Raw genomic sequence first — 15,367 nt, 5'->3', positions numbered from 1 at the left:
ACGAATGCACTCAGGTTTTACTATGGTGTCAGTTGAGCGTATGGCACTCAGATGTTCGGAGTGAACCGGCGGCCCCGGAACCTGCGCTCCCACCCACAGGAGGAACCCCCATGATGCGATTCGACCCCTTCCGTGAAATCGAGGAACTGACCCAGCGCATGGACCGCGCCTTCGGCCAGAGCGCCAGCGCCCCCACCCGCATCGCCCCGCCCGTCGACGTCCACGAGGACGACCAGGGCCTGGAACTCACCCTGGACCTGCCCGGCATCCACCCCGACCAGATCCAGCTCGAAGCCGAGAACCAGACCCTGACCGTGCAGGCCACCCGCAGCTACGACCGCCGCGAAGGCCGCACCGCCCACCGCGTCGAACGCGCCTACGGCACCCTGGCCCGCACCTTCAGCGTGCCCGCCAAGTACGACCTGGGCAAGGTCGAGGCCGACTTCGACCACGGCACCCTGACCATCCGCGTCCCCCGCAGCGAGGCCGCCCAGAAACGCGCCATCACCGTCCGCAGCGCCCGCGTCCTCGACACCGAAGCCCCCACCGCCTGACCCCCACCTCCTTCCCTCTGCGCAGCAGGGCGAGCCGCTTGAACGGCTCGCCCTGCTGCGACTGCTGGTGGGTCATCCATCGCCCATCACCTGTCAACCATCACCCTCTCTACTCGCCCTCGCGTACCGCCTCCAGCAGCTCCTGCGCGAGATTCAGCGCGGCCGGACCCAGCGGCGCGCGGGTCACGCCCAGCAGGGTGCCCAGCTTGTCGCGCCGGGCGGGCGTCAGGTGCAGCCAGCCGCTCAGGTCCGCGCGGTGCGTGCGGGCCGCCTCGTCCCGCAGGTACCGCACGGCGCCGTCGTAGTACCCGGCCTGGAAGGCGGCGCGGGCGCGGCGTTCCTGCTCGACCAGCCCCAGGCCGCGCGTGGCGAGCAGCACCCGCCGGGCCTCGTCCTCGCCGCCGAACCCGTACAGGGCCTCCAGGCGGTACACCGCCTTCGGGAAGCGCAGGCCCGCCGAGGCCCGCCAAGCGTGCGGCAGGCGGATCTCGAACTCCGGCCACAGGTGCAGCCAGGTCAGCAGCGCCGGGTACAGCAGGTTCAGGGCGACGCTGCGCGCGTCCGCCAGGGCCAGCAGCTGCTCCTGCACGCCGTGACCGGGGCCGGTGTGCGCCTCGCGCGCCAGCTGGAGCTGCCCGGCCGCCTGGTTCAGCAGTTCGGCGCGGTGCGCGGCCCGCTGCGACTCGCTCAGGTTCCACAGGGTCCGCTGAATGCGGCCGTAATGCCCGGTGGGATCGTAGACCACGCGGCTGGTCGCCAGCAGCGCCAGCGGCGCCTCGGCCCGCGCCGTCTCCCAGTCACGCCACGCCTCCAGCTTCTCGAAGGGAAAGCGTTCGGTCGTCACGCCGGCCCGCGTGTCGGCGTGCGGCTCGGTCACGCCACGCTCGAACGCCACCAGGGTCGGCAGGCTGCCGGTCCACGCGAACTCCGTGCCGTAACTGCCGGCGTAGGCGACAGCCCGCACGCGCCGGTCCGCGACCAGCCGGTCCGCGGTGCGTTCGGGTCCGCCCGTCCCGTTATCGTCTGTTGCGCGTGCCCTGCCCACCCTGCCTCCCTTCGCCGGCCGTGACCCTGCGGTGACTGCCATGACTGCCCGGACCATTCCAGGCGCAGCAGCATACCGGTTCCGGGCGCCGGACGCCGTGACGCGCGGCAGGGTTCACCCGGAACCCGCGTTGCTTCCACTCGCTTCGCTCGGATTGATATGGGCTGCAAAGTCCGTTCAATCCGAGTCCGTCTCAGTTGTCTGCGCGGGCCGCGACGGTCTGCGCGCCCAGGACCCGGTCCCCGACGCCCACGGCCGGCGTGAACGCCCCCGGCAGGTGCAGCAGCACCAGCCCGCCCTCTGCCAGGAACGCGGCCTTGAAACCGGCGCGGCCCTCGTCGCCGCCCTGCTGGTACGAGGTGGCGCGCAGGCCCGCGCCCGGCGCCACAAGCGTGACCGTCACGTTCCCGAACGGCGTGACCGTCACGCTGCTCAGGCGTTCGTTCTCCAGGGTGCCCCGCCCCCCCAGCAGGTCCGGAATGCGCCCCGCCAGGGCGCCGGCCGCCGCGCCCGCCCCCAGCAGCGGCACGTTCATCACGGCCGGCCGGTGCGCGACCCGCGTGACCGTACCCGCCACCGGCTGGTACACGTAATGCGCGTCCAGCGGCCCCACCAGAACCCCGATCAGCCAGCCGTCGGCGGCGTCCGGTGCGTTCAGCAGGCCCGCCACGTCCACGCCGTCCAGCCCGGTGCCCTGCACGCGGCGCACGAAACTCACGGTGCCGTCGGCGGGACTCAGGACCTCGCCGGAACCCGCCTGCGGCAGCCGCACCGGGTCCCGGAACCGGTACACGCTGCGGACATACCAGAGGGCCGCGCCGGCCGCCACGAGCGGAAGAAGGGAACGCACACGCATGTCCGTCAGTGTAGAGCGCCCCGCCCCGCGCGGGATGGAACGCTCCTTACAGGATCACGCCGCGCAGGATCAGGCCGCACCCCCCGCCGGTCAGCGGGATTCGAGGATCTGCACGCCGATCAACGTGTCGGCCGCCGCGCCCGGAATGGCCTGCTCTCCCTGCCCAGTACTGCGCGCCGTGCGGGTCAGGCTGGCCAGCACGTTCTGCCCACCGATGACCTGCCCGAACACCGTGTACCCGCCGCTCAGGAAGTCCGCCGGGGCGACCGTGATGAAGAACTGACTGCCCTGCGAGGTCAGGCTCTGCGACCGCGCCATCCCCAGCACGCCCACGCGGTCGAAGCGCAGGCCGTTGCTGACCTCCGCCGCGAACTGGTAGCCAGGGCCGCCCGTTCCCCACGCGGACCGGCGGGCCGTGTCCGCACTGAGGGGATCGCCGCCCTGCGCCATGAACCCCTCGATCACCCGGTGAAAGCGCGTGCCGTCGTAGAAGCGGTGCCGGGCCAGGAACACGAAGTTGTTCACGGCGACCGGCGATCCCTTCGCGTTCAGGTCCACCGTGATGTCCCCCCGGTCCGTCTTCAGGACCGCGCGGTACGAACGGGCCGGGTCGATGGTCATGGCCGGCGCGGACGCGAAGGACCGCACCGGTGTCTCAGACAGGAACGGCATCGCCTCGAACGACACGGCGGGCGCCGGGGTGGGCGCGGGCGTGGCCACCGGGGCCGGCGCAGTCACGGGAGCGCGGGTGGCCGCCGGAGCGCAGGCGGACAGGGCGGCGCCCAGCAGCGCCGCGCAGGTCAGGGAACGACCGTTCAGGGAATGGAAGGGCATACCCCCAGTGTTCCACAGCGCCCATGAGATCGTCCTGAACGCCGCCCCCGCCGGTCATTCCAGCGGGAGGCTGGTCGTGTGCTTCTCCTGCTTGACCACGATGGTACTCGCGGTGTTGCGCACGCCGGGAATGGCGGCCAGGGTGTTCACCAGGAAATGCTGGTACGCGTCCAGGTCCGGCACGCACACCTTGAGCAGGTAATCGATGTCCCCCAGGCACAGGAAGCACTCCAGCACCTCCGGGCGCTCCTGCATCTTCTGCGCGAACTCCTCGAACCCCGCCTTCGTCTGCTTGTCCAGGGTCACGCGCACGATCACCATCAGTTCCCGGCCCACCATCTTCGGGTCCAGCAGCGCCACGTACCGCTGAATCACGCCCTCCTCCTCCAGGCGGCGCACGCGGCGCAGCGTCGGGGCGGGCGTCAGGCCGATCTCGTCGGCGAGTTCCGTGTTCGGAATGCGGGCGTCCCGCTGGAGGATGCCGAGAATCTGCCGGTCCAGCGCATCGAGAATATTCTGAGACATGATCGGTCGTATTCTGGCATAAACGGGCAACAGGGTTGCGAAGGCGCCCCGAAAGAGGCCGGCAACGGCAATCGCCGGTCCGTGAAGAACTGTTAATCTTGCGTCACAAGAAGCAGCACCACCGCCGGCAGGAGACACCTGCACGGCCAGCGAGGTCACACCATGCACATCGGACTCCCCAAAGAAATCAAGGTCAAGGAAAACCGCGTCGCCCTCACCCCCGGCGGCGTCGCCACCCTCGTCCGCCGCGGTCACACCGTCACCGTCCAGCAGGGCGCCGGCCTCGGCAGCGGCATCGCCGACCAGGACTACGTGAACGCCGGCGCCACCCTGGGAAGTGCCGACGAAGCCTGGGCCGCGCAGATGGTCGTGAAGGTCAAGGAACCCATCCAGAGCGAGTACCACTACCTGCGCCCCGACCTGCTGCTGTTCACGTACCTGCACCTCGCCGCCGACCGCCCCCTCACCGACGCCCTGCTCGCGGCCGGCACCACCGGCGTCGCCTACGAGACCGTCCAACTCGACGACGGCAGCCTGCCCCTGCTGACCCCCATGAGCGAGGTCGCGGGCCGCCTGAGCGTCCAGGCCGGCGCGTACCACCTCCAGAAACCCGTCGGCGGACGCGGCGTCCTCCTCGGCGGCGTCCCCGGCGTGCAACCCGGTCACGTCACCATCATCGGCGGCGGCGTCGTCGGCACCAACGCCGCCAAGATGGCCATGGGCCTCGGCGCCAAGGTCACCATCCTCGACGTGTCACAGCGCCGCCTCGCGTACCTCGACGACGTCTTCTTCGGCAAGATCACCACCATGATGAGCAGCGAAGCCAACATCCGCGACCTGCTCCCCACCACCGACCTCCTCATCGGCGGCGTCCTCATTCCCGGCGCCAAAGCCCCCCACCTCGTCACCCGCGACATGCTGAAACTCATGCCCGAAGGCAGCGTCATCGTCGACGTCGCCGTCGACCAGGGCGGCTGCGTCGAAACCATCCACGCCACCACCCACGACGACCCCACCTACGTCGTCGACGGCGTCATCCACTACGGCGTCGCCAACATGCCCGGCGCCGTCCCCCGCACCAGCACCTTCGCGCTCACCAACCAGACCCTCCCGTACGCCCTGCTGCTCGCCGACCATGGCCCCAGCGCCCTGCACCGCAACCCCGCGCTCATGCTCGGCCTGAACACCCACCAGGGCAAACTGACGTACCAGGGCGTGGCGGACGCCTTCGAGCTGCCGTACACGGCTCCGGAAACGGCTCTGGCCTGATTGGCCGATTGCTGCAAGGTTCCCCACCCCCCAGCCCCCATCCCCAGGGGGGACGGGGGGGCTTTCGTTGGCACTGGGCAGGTATTTCGCGGGCGTTGGTGGCGGGTATCGGGCGGGGACGGCCACGCCTCACACGCCATCCTTCACCCCAGCTGCGTGCGCCCCGCGCGCTGCGCGCACGACGGGCCTCGTGGCGACGACGGTAGCGTTAGCCTGCCTTCAAGGCTCCCCTTGAGGGGAGCTGTCAGCGAAGCTGACTGAGGGGTCCTGCGAAGCAGCGGTATTGCCTTTCCCCCTGCCTCCTTCCCGTTTGTCCTTCTGCTTCCCGCGTACGCTGTGGTCATGTTCTCCCGTCCTGGCCGCTCTGCTTCGTCCCTGAGTCCGGACTCGCCGCGTGTGCGGCGGGATCCGCGTCAGCTGGTGCGGCTCTTGGCGTTCGCGCGGCCGTACCGGGCGTTGTTCGTGGTGGGGTTGCTGGCGACATTGGTGTCGAGCGGGTTGAATCTGGTGTTCCCGGCGTTGTTCGGGCGGCTGATCGATGCGTCGTTCCTGCGGGTGGGTTCGTCGGATACGTCGCAGCTGGACCGGACGGTGGTGTTGCTGCTGGGAATCTTCGCGTTGTCGGCGCTGTTCGGGGCGGCGCAGTCGTACCTGCTTTCGCGGGTGGGGGCGGGCGTGGTGGCGGACCTGCGGCGGGCGGTGTTCTCGCACCTGCTGACGCTCTCGCCGCGTTTTTTCGGGGAGCATAAGACGGGGGACCTGACGAGCCGCCTGACGTCGGATGTGGGGACTGTGCAGACGGTGACGAGTACGGCGCTGGCGCAGCTGGCGGCGCAGTCGGTGAGTCTGGTGGGGGCGGTGGTGCTGCTGGTCAGCACGAGTCCGCGCCTGAGTCTGCTGACGCTGGCGGTCATTCCGCTGGTGATCGGGACGGCGGTGGTGGTGGGGCGGCAGATCCGCCGGGTGAGCCGTGAGGTGCAGGACGCCGTGGCGGGCGCGAACGCGAGTGCCGAGGAGGCGATCAGCGGCGTGCGGGTCGTGCAGAGTTTCACGGCGGAGGGCGTGGAGCGCGGCCGGTACGGAGAGGGGGTGCTGGCGAGCTTCCGGGCGGCGCTGCGGCGCGCGCAGTGGCAGGCACTCATGGCGGGCGTGATGAGTTTCCTGACGTTCGGGGCGCTGGCGGTGGTGCTGTGGTACGGGGGGCGGCAGGTGATGGCGGGCAGCCTGACGCCGGGGAATTTGGTGACGTTCCTGTTCTACGCCCTGCAGGTGGGGGGGACGGTGGCGGCCCTGACCGGGATCTTCAACCAGTTTCAGGAGGCGCTGGGCGCGTCGGGCCGGATCTTCGAGCTGCTGGACGAGCGCAGTGACCTGCCGCAGCCCGCGCAGCCGGCGCCGCTGGCCCGCGCGGAGGGCCGGGTGGCGTTCGAGGGGGTCTCGTTCGGGTACGGCGCGGACGGTGAGCGGGGCGCGGTGCTGCGGGACGTGACGCTGGACGTCCCGGCGGGGCAGGTCGTGGCGCTCGTCGGGCCGAGCGGGGCGGGGAAGACGACGCTGGTGAACCTGATTCCGCGTTTCTGGGACGTGACGGGCGGCACCCTGCGCGTGGACGGGCGGGACGTGCGCGACTACGCCCTGGCGGACCTGCGGGCGCAGGTGGGCCTCGTGCCGCAGGAGACGCTGCTGTTCAGCGGCACGGTGCGCGAGAACATCCTGTACGGCCGTCCCGGCGCGCGTCCCGAGGAGGTCGAGGCGGCCGCCCGCGCCGCGAATGCCCACGAGTTCATTACGGCCTTCCCGCAGGGGTACGACACGGTGGTGGGTGAACGGGGCGTGAAGCTGTCCGGCGGGCAGCGTCAGCGCGTGGCGATCGCGCGGGCGGTCCTGAAGGACCCCCGCATCCTGATTCTGGACGAGGCGACGAGCGCGCTGGACAACGAGTCCGAGGCGCTGGTGCAGGCGGCGCTGGAGCGGCTGATGCAGGGCCGCACGACCTTCGTGATCGCGCACCGCCTGAGTACCATCCGCAACGCGGACCGGATCGTGGTCATGGACGGGGGCCGCGTCGTCGAGGACGGCCCGCACGCCGATTTGATCGCGCAGGGCGGCCTGTACCGTGACCTGTACGAGTTGCAGTTCCGGTCGCAGGAGGACGCCCGCGCGCAACTGGCGGCGCCCTGACCCGCGCGGGTGCAGAATGCCGGGTATGGAGCAACGGGACTTTGGAACGACCGGCCTGCGCGTCTCGGCGCTGGGCCTGGGGGCCGGGCAGGTCGGGGACGCCGCACTGACCGAGGAGCATGTCGGGACGCTGCTGAACCGCGCCATCGACCGGGGCGTGACCCTGGTGGACACGGCGCGCGGCTACGGCCTCAGCGAGGAACGCATCGGGCGGCACCTGTCGTACCGGCGGCACGACTTCATCCTCAGCAGCAAGGGCGGGTACGGCGCGGACGGCGCCGACGACTGGACCCCGCAGGCCATCCGCCTGGGTATCGAGCGGGCCCTGACGCGGCTGCGCTGCGACTGGATCGACATCTTCCACCTGCACTCCTGCCCGGCCGACACGCTGCGCCGCGAGGACCTGCTGGGCGCGCTGGACGACGCCCGCGCCGCCGGCCTGATCCGCGTGGCGGCGTACAGCGGCGAGAACGAGGCCCTGGCCTGGGCCGCGCAGTCCGGGCGCTTCGGCAGCGTCGAGACGAGCGTGAACCTCGCCGACCAGTGGAGCCGCCATCAGGTGCTGCCCGCCGCGCAGGACGCCGGGCTGGGCGTGATCGCCAAGCGGCCCATCGCGAACGCCGCGTGGCGCTTCACGCAGCGTCCGGCCGGCGACTACGCCGAGACGTACTGGGAGCGGCTGGGCCAGCTCGACCTGAACGGTGTGCGCGAGGCCGCCGGGCTGGACTGGACGCAGTTCGCGCTGCGCTTCAGCGCGTACGCGCCGGGCGTGCACAGCGCCATCGTGGGGACCGCCAGCATCGAGAATCTGGAACGCAACGTCCGGACCGTGCAGGAAGGCCCGCTGCCGCTGGACGTCCTGACGCACATCGAGGCCGCGTGGCGCGCGCACGGCGCGGACTGGGGCGGCGAGGTCTGATCCGGACTCCGATTGAATGGGCTGCAAAGCCCGCTGGGTCCGAGCGAAGCGACTCGTAGAGCTGCTCCGCAGAGTGGGAGAGGGACGGGTTCCGGACGTGGAGCCGGCAGGGGCGGTGAAGTTCCGGATTGTTGGCGAAACAGACGGCAGTCCGTATGACTCCCAGCGGGGCGGCGCGGCTGCGGTAGGCTGCGGGTATGACTGAACCTGCGTTCCGCTGGGGGCTGCTGGGCGCCGCCCGCATTGCCCGCGCCCTGATTCCCGCGATCCGCGAGGCGGGCGGCGAGGTCGCGTTCGTGGGCGTGCGCGACCCGCACTCGGCGCGGGCGCAGGCGTTCGCGCAGGAGTGGGGCGTGCAGGTCGCCGGCACGTACGACGACCTGATCACGTCCGACGTGCACGCCGTGTACAACCCCCTGCCGAACGACGCTCACCTGCCCTGGACGCTGGCGGCGCTGCGGGCCGGGAAGCACGTCCTGACCGAGAAACCCCTGACCCTGAACGCCGCCGAGGCGCAGCAGCTCGCGGACGCAGCCGCGCAGACGGGCGGCACGCTGCTGGAAGCTTTCGCGTACCGTTTCCAGCCGCATGTCCTGCGGATCGTGGAACTCGTGCGGGGCGGCACGCTGGGCGACGTGCGGTCCGTGCACGGCGCGTTCGGGTTCCACATGACCAACCCGGACGACTTCCGCTGGAACGCCGCGCAGGGCGGCGGGGCGCTGTTCGACGTGGGCACCTACCCCGTGAACCTGATGCGCCTGCTGCTGGGCGAACCGCAGGCCGTGACCGCCGCCGCCCGCTGGACGCCCGCCGGGGCGCACCCCGGCACGGGCGACATCGACGTGGCCCTCAGCGGCACCCTGGACTTCGGGGGCGCGCTGGGCAGCCTGGACTGCGCCTTCGACTGGACGGACCCCAGCTTCAGCCGCCTGACGGTCGTGGGCACGCGCGGCACGCTGGACGTTCCGCGCGTCTACCACAGCCACACCCACGAACCCGTCACGCTGCACCTGAACCTGGGCGGCCAGGAAAGCCGCGAGGAGTTCCCGCCGTCGAACGGGTACGCGCGCATGGTCGCGCACTTCCAGCGGGTCGCGCGCGGGCAGGAAGCGGCGCTGTACCCCCCCGCCGACGCCGTGGCCCAGGCGCGGGTGCTGGACGCCCTGTACGCCTCGGCCCGCACGGGCGCCCGCGTGACCCTGGACGCGCACGCCTGAACCGGACGCGCCGCGCGCCCCCGCGCGTAGAATGCCCCGCATGACCGATCCCCTCCAGGGCTGGCAACCCGCACCGGCCGGGCACAAGCACGTCGTCAGCGTCAGCCTGGGCGGCAGCGCCCGCAACGCCCGCGAGACCACCACCGTGCTGGGGCAGCCGTTCATCATCGAACGCATCGGCACGGACGGCGACACCCGCAAGATGGCCGCCCTGTTCCAGGCCCTCGACGGCCGCGTGGACGCCTTCGGGCTGGGCGGCGCGGACCTGTACCTGCTGGCCGGCGGGAAACGTTACACCTTCACGAATGTCCGCAAACTCGTGGCCGGGGCGCGCATCACCCCGGTCCTCGACGGCAGCGGCCTGAAAAACACCCTGGAACGCGACGCCGTCACCCAGCTCGACCCGGTCCTGAACTGGCGCACCCGCCGGGTCCTGATGGTGTCCGCCGTGGACCGCTTCGGCATGGCCGAGGCCCTCGCCGAGCACGGCGCGGACATGGTGTTCGGGGACATCGTGTTCGGCCTGAACGTGGACCGGCCCCTGCGCAGCATCACGTCCCTGCAACGCGTCGCGCGGCTGATCCTGCCCGCCCTGACCCGCCTCCCGCAGGACTGGTTCTACCCGACCGGCGCCAAACAGGACACCAGCGTGCAGGGCAAAGGCACGCGCTACTACGCCTGGGCCGACGTGATCGCCGGCGACACCCTGTACGTCAAACGCTACGCCCCCCAGGACCTGAGTGGCAAGACCATCCTCACGCAGACCATCACCCCCGCCGACCGCGACTGGATGAAGGCGCGCGGCGTGGCCCGCCTGATCACCACCACGCCCCGCATGGGCAGCCGCAACTTCGCCACCAACGTCCTCGAGGCCATGTTCGTGGCCCTGAGCGGCCGCCGCGAGGCCCTCACCGGCCCCGAATACCTGGAATACATCCGGCAGGTGGGCTTCAGACCCGAAATCAACGAGCTGTAACCCGCGTCAGCACCCTTCCAGCGCCTCCTGCCACTGCGGAACGCGCGGACTGACGCGCAGGAGCCCCATCAGCGCGGTGGCAGGGCGGGTGTACCACAGGTCGCCGTTCTCGTGCGCCTCCGGCTGCCGCGTGAGGTAACGGGTCGCGTTGTCCAGCGTGTACGCCAGCACCCGCAGGGTCAGGGCGTCGCCGGTGGTGCCGCCCGACTCGTGGTACCCGGCCAGCAGGTCCGGCACGGCCAGCGGCCCGGAGTAACTGAGGTCCAGCGCCGGGTCGCCCCACCCGGCGTCCCCCCAGTCGATCAGGGCGGTCACCGCGCCGTCATCGGTCACCATCAGGTTCCCGGCGTGCAGGTCGTCGTGCAGGAAGGCGGGCTGCGCGGGCGGTGGGTTCTCGCCCAGCAGGCGGGCCGTCAGGCCGGTCGCCCAGTCGGCCTCGGCGGTGCCCAGCCGCTCGCCGGTCAGGACGCGCGTGCGGGTGCGGACCGGGTCGGGCGGCGTGATGGACTCCAGGTATCCGTGCGGGTCGGGCGCGTCGGTCACCCCGGCGTGCAGGGCGGCCAGGGCGCGGCCCGCCTCCCGCCACGCGCGGGACAGGCGCGGATCACCGTATCTCCAGCCCAGGCCGTCCAGGCTGCGGCCCGGCGCGAAGGCGTACACGCTGACCGGCGCGTCCAGCACCGCGCGCGAGTCGTCGAACACCAGCAGTTCCGGCGTCGGAATGCCCGCCCGCACCGCTGCGGGCACGGCCACACTCTCGGTCAGGGCGTCCCCGATGTCGCCGGGCATCGGCACGCGCAGCACCACGTCCCGCCCGGCGCGCCGGGCCCGGTACACGCGGTTCACGATGCCCACGCTCGGCAGGCGCGTCAGAGGCGATTCCAGGCCGAACTGCTGCGCGAAGGCCGTCAGTTCGGTGGGGGTCAGGTCAGGCAGGGCAGGCACGTCCCCCAGCATGCTGCCCAGGGTGCCCGCCCCGCATCCGTCAGGTGGCGGGTACACTCCGGGGCATGCAGGCACTCGTGGACGCGATTCGGCAGCAGGGTGAGGTTCTTCCCGGTGGGATTCTCAAGGTGGACGGACTGGTGAACCATCAGCTGCTGCCGCACCTGACGCGCGAGATGGGCGAGGTGTTCGCCGCGCACTTCGCGCCGCTGAATCCCGGCAAGATCGTGACCATCGAGGTCAGCGGCATCGCGCCTGCCATCGCGACGGCCATGGTGCTGGGCGTGCCGATGGTGTACGCCCGCAAGAAGAAACCCGTCACCATGAAGGAACCGGCGTTCACGGCGCAGTCCGTCAGCCGTACCAAGGGCGGCGTGGTGGACCTGTTCATCAGCAGCGAATTCCTGGGGGCTGGGGATCGCGTGGTCGTGATCGACGATTTCCTGGCGTCCGGCGGCACGTTGCGGGCGCTGGCGGGCATGATCGAGGTCAGCGGCGCCGAGCTGCTGGGCATCGGCTGCGTCGTGGAAAAGCAGTTCGAGGATGGCCGCGCGAAACTCGCCGACCTGAACGTGCCCATCCACACCCTGGCGAACATCGTCCGCATGAGCGAGGCGGACGGCATCGAGGTCGAAGCGGGAAGGTAAGAGGGCAGTGGGCAGTGGGTGGGGCTTGACAGTGGAGGTGGGGTCGCGCAGACGCTGTTGATCATCCACCATCCACCATCCACCATCCACCATCCACCATCCACCATCCACCATCCACCATCCACCATCCACCATCCACCATCCACCATCCACCATCCACCATCCACCATCCACCATCCACCATCCACCATCCGCCATCCGCCATCCGCCATCCGCCCTCTGTCCCCGGCCCGGTCACGCGGGTGCCTAACGCGCGTTTGGATACCATGCGGGCATGACAAATCCGGGCGTGGAGTTACAGGAACTGATCGCGGCGATGGAGCAGCGCCGCACGCGGGTCGAGCAGGGCGGCGGCCCGGAACGCCTGAAGAAACAGAAGGCCGGCGGGAAACTCACGGCCCGCGAGCGGATCGACGCGCTGCTGGACCCCGGTTCTTTCCTGGAGATGGGGACTTTCGTGGAGCACCGGGGCGGCCGTCTGATGCAGGGCGTGGACGCGCCGGGCGAGGGTGTCGTGACCGGGCGGGGCACGATCCACGGGCGGCAGGTGTTCGTGTTCAGTCAGGACTTCACGGTGCTGGGTGGCTCTCTGGGCAAGATGAACGCCGCGAAGGTCACGAAGATCATGGACATGGCCGCCAAAACGGGCTGCCCGGTGATCGGCCTGAACGACAGCGCCGGGGCGCGCATTCAGGAGGGCGTGGATTCGCTCAGTGGTTACGGCGAGATCTTCTACCGGAACGCGATCTACTCGGGTGCGGTGCCGCAGATCAGCGCGATCCTGGGTCCCTGCGCGGGGGGCGCGGTGTACTCGCCGGCCCTGACGGACTTCATCCTGATGAGCGGCGGCAGCAGTTACATGTTCATCACGGGTCCCGAGGTGATCAAGTCCGTGACGCGGGAGGACGTGACCTTCGATCAGCTGGGCGGCGCGGACGTCCACACCCGCAAGAGCGGCGTGGCGCACCTGGAGTACGACGGTGACGAGGCGGTCCTGGCGGGCGTGCGCGACCTGCTGGGCTACCTGCCGCAGAACGCCCGCGAGAGGGCGCCCGCGCATCCGACGGGCGACCCGGCCGACCGTACGAACGAGCGCCTGCTGGACATCGTCGTGCCCGACCAGCGCAAGCCGTACGCCATGCACGATGTGATCCACGAACTTGTGGACGACGGCACCTTCCTGGAAATCCAGCCGAACTGGGCGAAGAATATCGTGGTGGGCTTCGCGCGCCTGAACGGCGAGTCGGTGGGCATCGTGGCGAACAACCCGCGCGTCATGGCGGGCACGCTGAACATCGACGCGTCCGACAAGGCGGCGCGGTTCATCCGCACCTGCGACTGCTACAACATCCCGATCCTGACGCTGGTGGACGTGACGGGCTTCCTGCCGGGCGTGGCGCAGGAGCACGCCGGAATCATCCGCCACGGCGCGAAGATGCTGTACGCGTACGCCGAGGCGACCGTTCCCAAGGTCACCCTGATCACCCGCAAGAGTTACGGCGGGGCGTACCTCGCCATGAACAGCCGCGACATGGGCGCCGACGTGGTGTACGCCTGGCCGACCGCCGCCGTCGCCGTCATGGGCGCCGAGGGCGCCGCGAACATCGTGTACCGCCGCGACATCCAGAACAGCGAGAACCCCGACGCGACCCGCGCGCAGAAGATCGCCGAGTACAAGGACGCCTTCGACAACCCCTACGTCGCCGCCAGCAAGGGCTACATCGACGACGTGATCCCCATGGAGGACACCCGCCGCGTCCTGATCCAGACCTTCACCATGCTGCGCGACAAGGAAGAGGCCCGGCCCTACAAGAAACACGGCAACATCCCGCTGTAAGGGACGTGCGGGGTGTGGTGAGTGGGGGGGACGCTGGCCCCGACCCGCTCACCACTTCCTACGTTCGGTCACCGTCCCGGCGTCCCGCTGCGCCTAGACTGCTCCCATGACTGACAAGCCGTTCGTGAAACCGTCCGATGCCGAGCTGCGCGAGCGCCTGACGCCCATGCAGTACAGCGTGACCCAGCACGAGGGCACCGAGCGGGCCTACACCGGGGAGTACTGGGATCACACGGAAGAAGGCATCTACGTGGATGTCGTGAGTGGCGAGCCGCTGTTCTCCAGCCTCGACAAGTACGACGCGGGGTGCGGCTGGCCCAGCTTCACCCGCCCGATTCCCAGCGTGACGCTGACCGAGAACACCGATTACAAGATCGGGTACGCGCGCACCGAGGTCCGCTCGGCGGTGGCGGACTCGCACCTGGGGCACGTCTTCCCGGACGGCCCGCAGGAGCACGGGGGGCTGCGCTACTGCATCAATTCGGCTGCCATGCGCTTCGTGCCGGTGTCGGAACTGGACGCGCAGGGGTACGGCGAGTACCGGGCGCTGTTCGGGTAAGGATCAGAACAGAGGAGGGGGAGGCTGCGACCGGCCTCCCCCTCCTCTCGTTGCGTGCTTCAGCGGGTGCCGAAGTCCTGAACCCAGTACGGCCCGGAGGTGCTGGTCGCGTACCCGACGCCTAGTTCCCGGAAGCCGGCGTTCATGATGTTCTTGCAGTGCCCCTCGCTTTTCAGCCAGCCGTCCATGACCTGCGCGGCGGTGACCTGCCCGGCGGCGATGTTCTCGCCCCAGGTGCGGTAGGCGTACCCGGCGGCGGCGATGCGTTGCCCGGCGGTGCGGCCGTCCTTGCTCGTATGGCTGAAGTAGTTCTGGGCGGCCATGTCGGCGGCGTGGTCCTGCGCGGCCTGACCCAGCTGCGCGTTCAGGGTCAGGGCGGGCGCGGCGGCGTAGGCGGTGGCCCCGCAGGTGCGGCCCTGCGCGCGGGCGGCGTTCACGAGGTCCAGCACCTGCTGCGCGAAGCCCGTGCCGGGCGCCGGGGTGGGAGCGGGGGTCGGTGCGGGCGCGGCGGCGCGGACGGTCAGCGGGAAGTCGATGAACGCCGCCGCGTTGCTGCTCAGGGCGGCGCGGACGGTGGCGTTCCCGCTCCCCACGGGCGTGACCAGTCCGGTCTGCGTGACCGTGGCGACCGCCGCGTTGCTGGTGGTCCACACGAGCTGACCGGGTGCCGGGGCGCGGCCGCCGACCGTGACGGTCAGTTGCGTGGGCTGCCCCAGCGTCAGGGTGACGGGGCTGGCGACGCCCTGCGGCGAGAGCGTGTCGCTGACGTTTCCGGCCGGGTCGGTCGGGGTGGGGGCGCTGCCGGTGCCGCCAGTGCCGCCGCAGGCGCTGAGGATCAGGATCAGCAGGGCGACACTGGCGCCGCGCAGGGGGTGGGGGAGCATGAAGGCATTAGAACGTGCCGAAGTCTCTTTACCATGAGGAAACCTTTCTCATTTCTCATCTGGCCTGTGCGGTGGCGGGGGTGCTGACCCCCCGCCCAGTGAGGAGAATTTCACAGACT

At 70.4% G+C, this 15,367-nt stretch carries 15 protein-coding genes; 9 read left to right on the top strand and 6 right to left on the bottom strand.

The annotated features are described in order from the left end of the window. Positions 1-110: 110 nt before the first annotated feature. Positions 111-554, top strand: a complete 444-nt coding sequence (locus CBQ26_RS02540; protein WP_088247030.1) for an Hsp20/alpha crystallin family protein — start codon at positions 111-113, stop codon at positions 552-554. 109 nt (positions 555-663) lie between these two features. Here CBQ26_RS02540 and CBQ26_RS02535 read toward each other — a convergent pair whose 3' ends face one another. From CBQ26_RS02535 to CBQ26_RS02520, 4 genes are all read right to left on the bottom strand, one after another. Further along, entirely contained in the window at positions 664-1,518 is an 855-nt protein-coding gene (locus CBQ26_RS02535; protein WP_373297134.1) for a hypothetical protein, read from the bottom strand. Between the two features lie 274 nt (positions 1,519-1,792). Beyond that, the gene (locus tag CBQ26_RS02530; RefSeq protein WP_088247028.1) at positions 1,793-2,455 is read right to left on the bottom strand and encodes a phosphatidylserine decarboxylase; all 663 of its coding nucleotides are present in this window, start codon (positions 2,453-2,455) and stop codon (positions 1,793-1,795) included. A gap of 90 nt (positions 2,456-2,545) precedes the next feature. Next, positions 2,546-3,289: a peptidylprolyl isomerase gene (locus tag CBQ26_RS02525; protein ID WP_088247027.1), complete on the bottom strand. Its 744-nt coding sequence runs from the start codon at positions 3,287-3,289 to the stop codon at positions 2,546-2,548. Positions 3,290-3,343: 54 nt separating this feature from the next. Then, positions 3,344-3,814 (bottom strand): Lrp/AsnC family transcriptional regulator, encoded by a 471-nt coding sequence (locus CBQ26_RS02520; protein ID WP_055362231.1) that lies wholly within the window; start codon positions 3,812-3,814, stop codon positions 3,344-3,346. A 162-nt stretch (positions 3,815-3,976) separates the two neighbouring features. On the opposite strand from CBQ26_RS02520, the gene ald reads away from it, so the two are divergent. The 5 genes from ald to CBQ26_RS02495 all read left to right on the top strand — a co-directional run bounded on the left by ald (position 3,977) and on the right by CBQ26_RS02495 (position 10,376). Continuing rightward, positions 3,977-5,083, top strand: coding sequence for an alanine dehydrogenase (gene ald, locus CBQ26_RS02515; protein ID WP_088247026.1), 1,107 nt, complete (start codon positions 3,977-3,979; stop codon positions 5,081-5,083). A 342-nt stretch (positions 5,084-5,425) separates the two neighbouring features. After that, positions 5,426-7,264 carry an ABC transporter ATP-binding protein gene (locus tag CBQ26_RS02510; protein WP_088247025.1) on the top strand — a complete coding sequence of 613 codons (1,839 nt, stop codon included), beginning with the start codon at positions 5,426-5,428 and terminating at the stop codon, positions 7,262-7,264. A 25-nt stretch (positions 7,265-7,289) separates the two neighbouring features. After that, the gene (locus CBQ26_RS02505; RefSeq protein WP_088247024.1) at positions 7,290-8,183 is read left to right on the top strand and encodes an aldo/keto reductase; all 894 of its coding nucleotides are present in this window, start codon (positions 7,290-7,292) and stop codon (positions 8,181-8,183) included. 197 nt (positions 8,184-8,380) lie between these two features. Then, a complete protein-coding gene (locus CBQ26_RS02500; protein ID WP_088247023.1) occupies positions 8,381-9,400 on the top strand; it encodes a Gfo/Idh/MocA family protein in 1,020 nt (339 codons plus the stop codon). Between the two features lie 40 nt (positions 9,401-9,440). Continuing rightward, positions 9,441-10,376 carry a quinate 5-dehydrogenase gene (locus tag CBQ26_RS02495; RefSeq protein ID WP_172417885.1) on the top strand — a complete coding sequence of 312 codons (936 nt, stop codon included), beginning with the start codon at positions 9,441-9,443 and terminating at the stop codon, positions 10,374-10,376. 6 nt (positions 10,377-10,382) lie between these two features. Here CBQ26_RS02495 and CBQ26_RS02490 read toward each other — a convergent pair whose 3' ends face one another. Beyond that, positions 10,383-11,321, bottom strand: coding sequence for a phosphotransferase family protein (locus tag CBQ26_RS02490; RefSeq protein WP_172417884.1), 939 nt, complete (start codon positions 11,319-11,321; stop codon positions 10,383-10,385). 65 nt (positions 11,322-11,386) lie between these two features. Here CBQ26_RS02490 and xpt point away from each other — a divergent pair, with 65 nt between their 5' ends. The 3 genes from xpt to msrB all read left to right on the top strand — a co-directional run bounded on the left by xpt (position 11,387) and on the right by msrB (position 14,364). After that, positions 11,387-11,968, top strand: coding sequence for a xanthine phosphoribosyltransferase (gene xpt, locus CBQ26_RS02485; protein WP_088247021.1), 582 nt, complete (start codon positions 11,387-11,389; stop codon positions 11,966-11,968). 274 nt (positions 11,969-12,242) lie between these two features. After that, entirely contained in the window at positions 12,243-13,805 is a 1,563-nt protein-coding gene (locus CBQ26_RS02480; protein ID WP_088247020.1) for an acyl-CoA carboxylase subunit beta, read from the top strand. Positions 13,806-13,911: 106 nt separating this feature from the next. Further along, positions 13,912-14,364: a peptide-methionine (R)-S-oxide reductase MsrB gene (gene msrB / locus CBQ26_RS02475; RefSeq protein WP_088247019.1), complete on the top strand. Its 453-nt coding sequence runs from the start codon at positions 13,912-13,914 to the stop codon at positions 14,362-14,364. A 59-nt stretch (positions 14,365-14,423) separates the two neighbouring features. Here msrB and CBQ26_RS02470 read toward each other — a convergent pair whose 3' ends face one another. Next, positions 14,424-15,248 carry a CAP domain-containing protein gene (locus tag CBQ26_RS02470; protein ID WP_088247018.1) on the bottom strand — a complete coding sequence of 275 codons (825 nt, stop codon included), beginning with the start codon at positions 15,246-15,248 and terminating at the stop codon, positions 14,424-14,426. Positions 15,249-15,367: the final 119 nt, after the last annotated feature.

Source organism: Deinococcus indicus, assembly GCF_002198095.1.
Lineage (GTDB): Bacteria > Deinococcota > Deinococci > Deinococcales > Deinococcaceae > Deinococcus > Deinococcus caeni.
The sequence above is the reverse complement of the archived record's forward strand: the minus strand, read 5'-3'. Positions and strand labels throughout refer to the sequence as shown.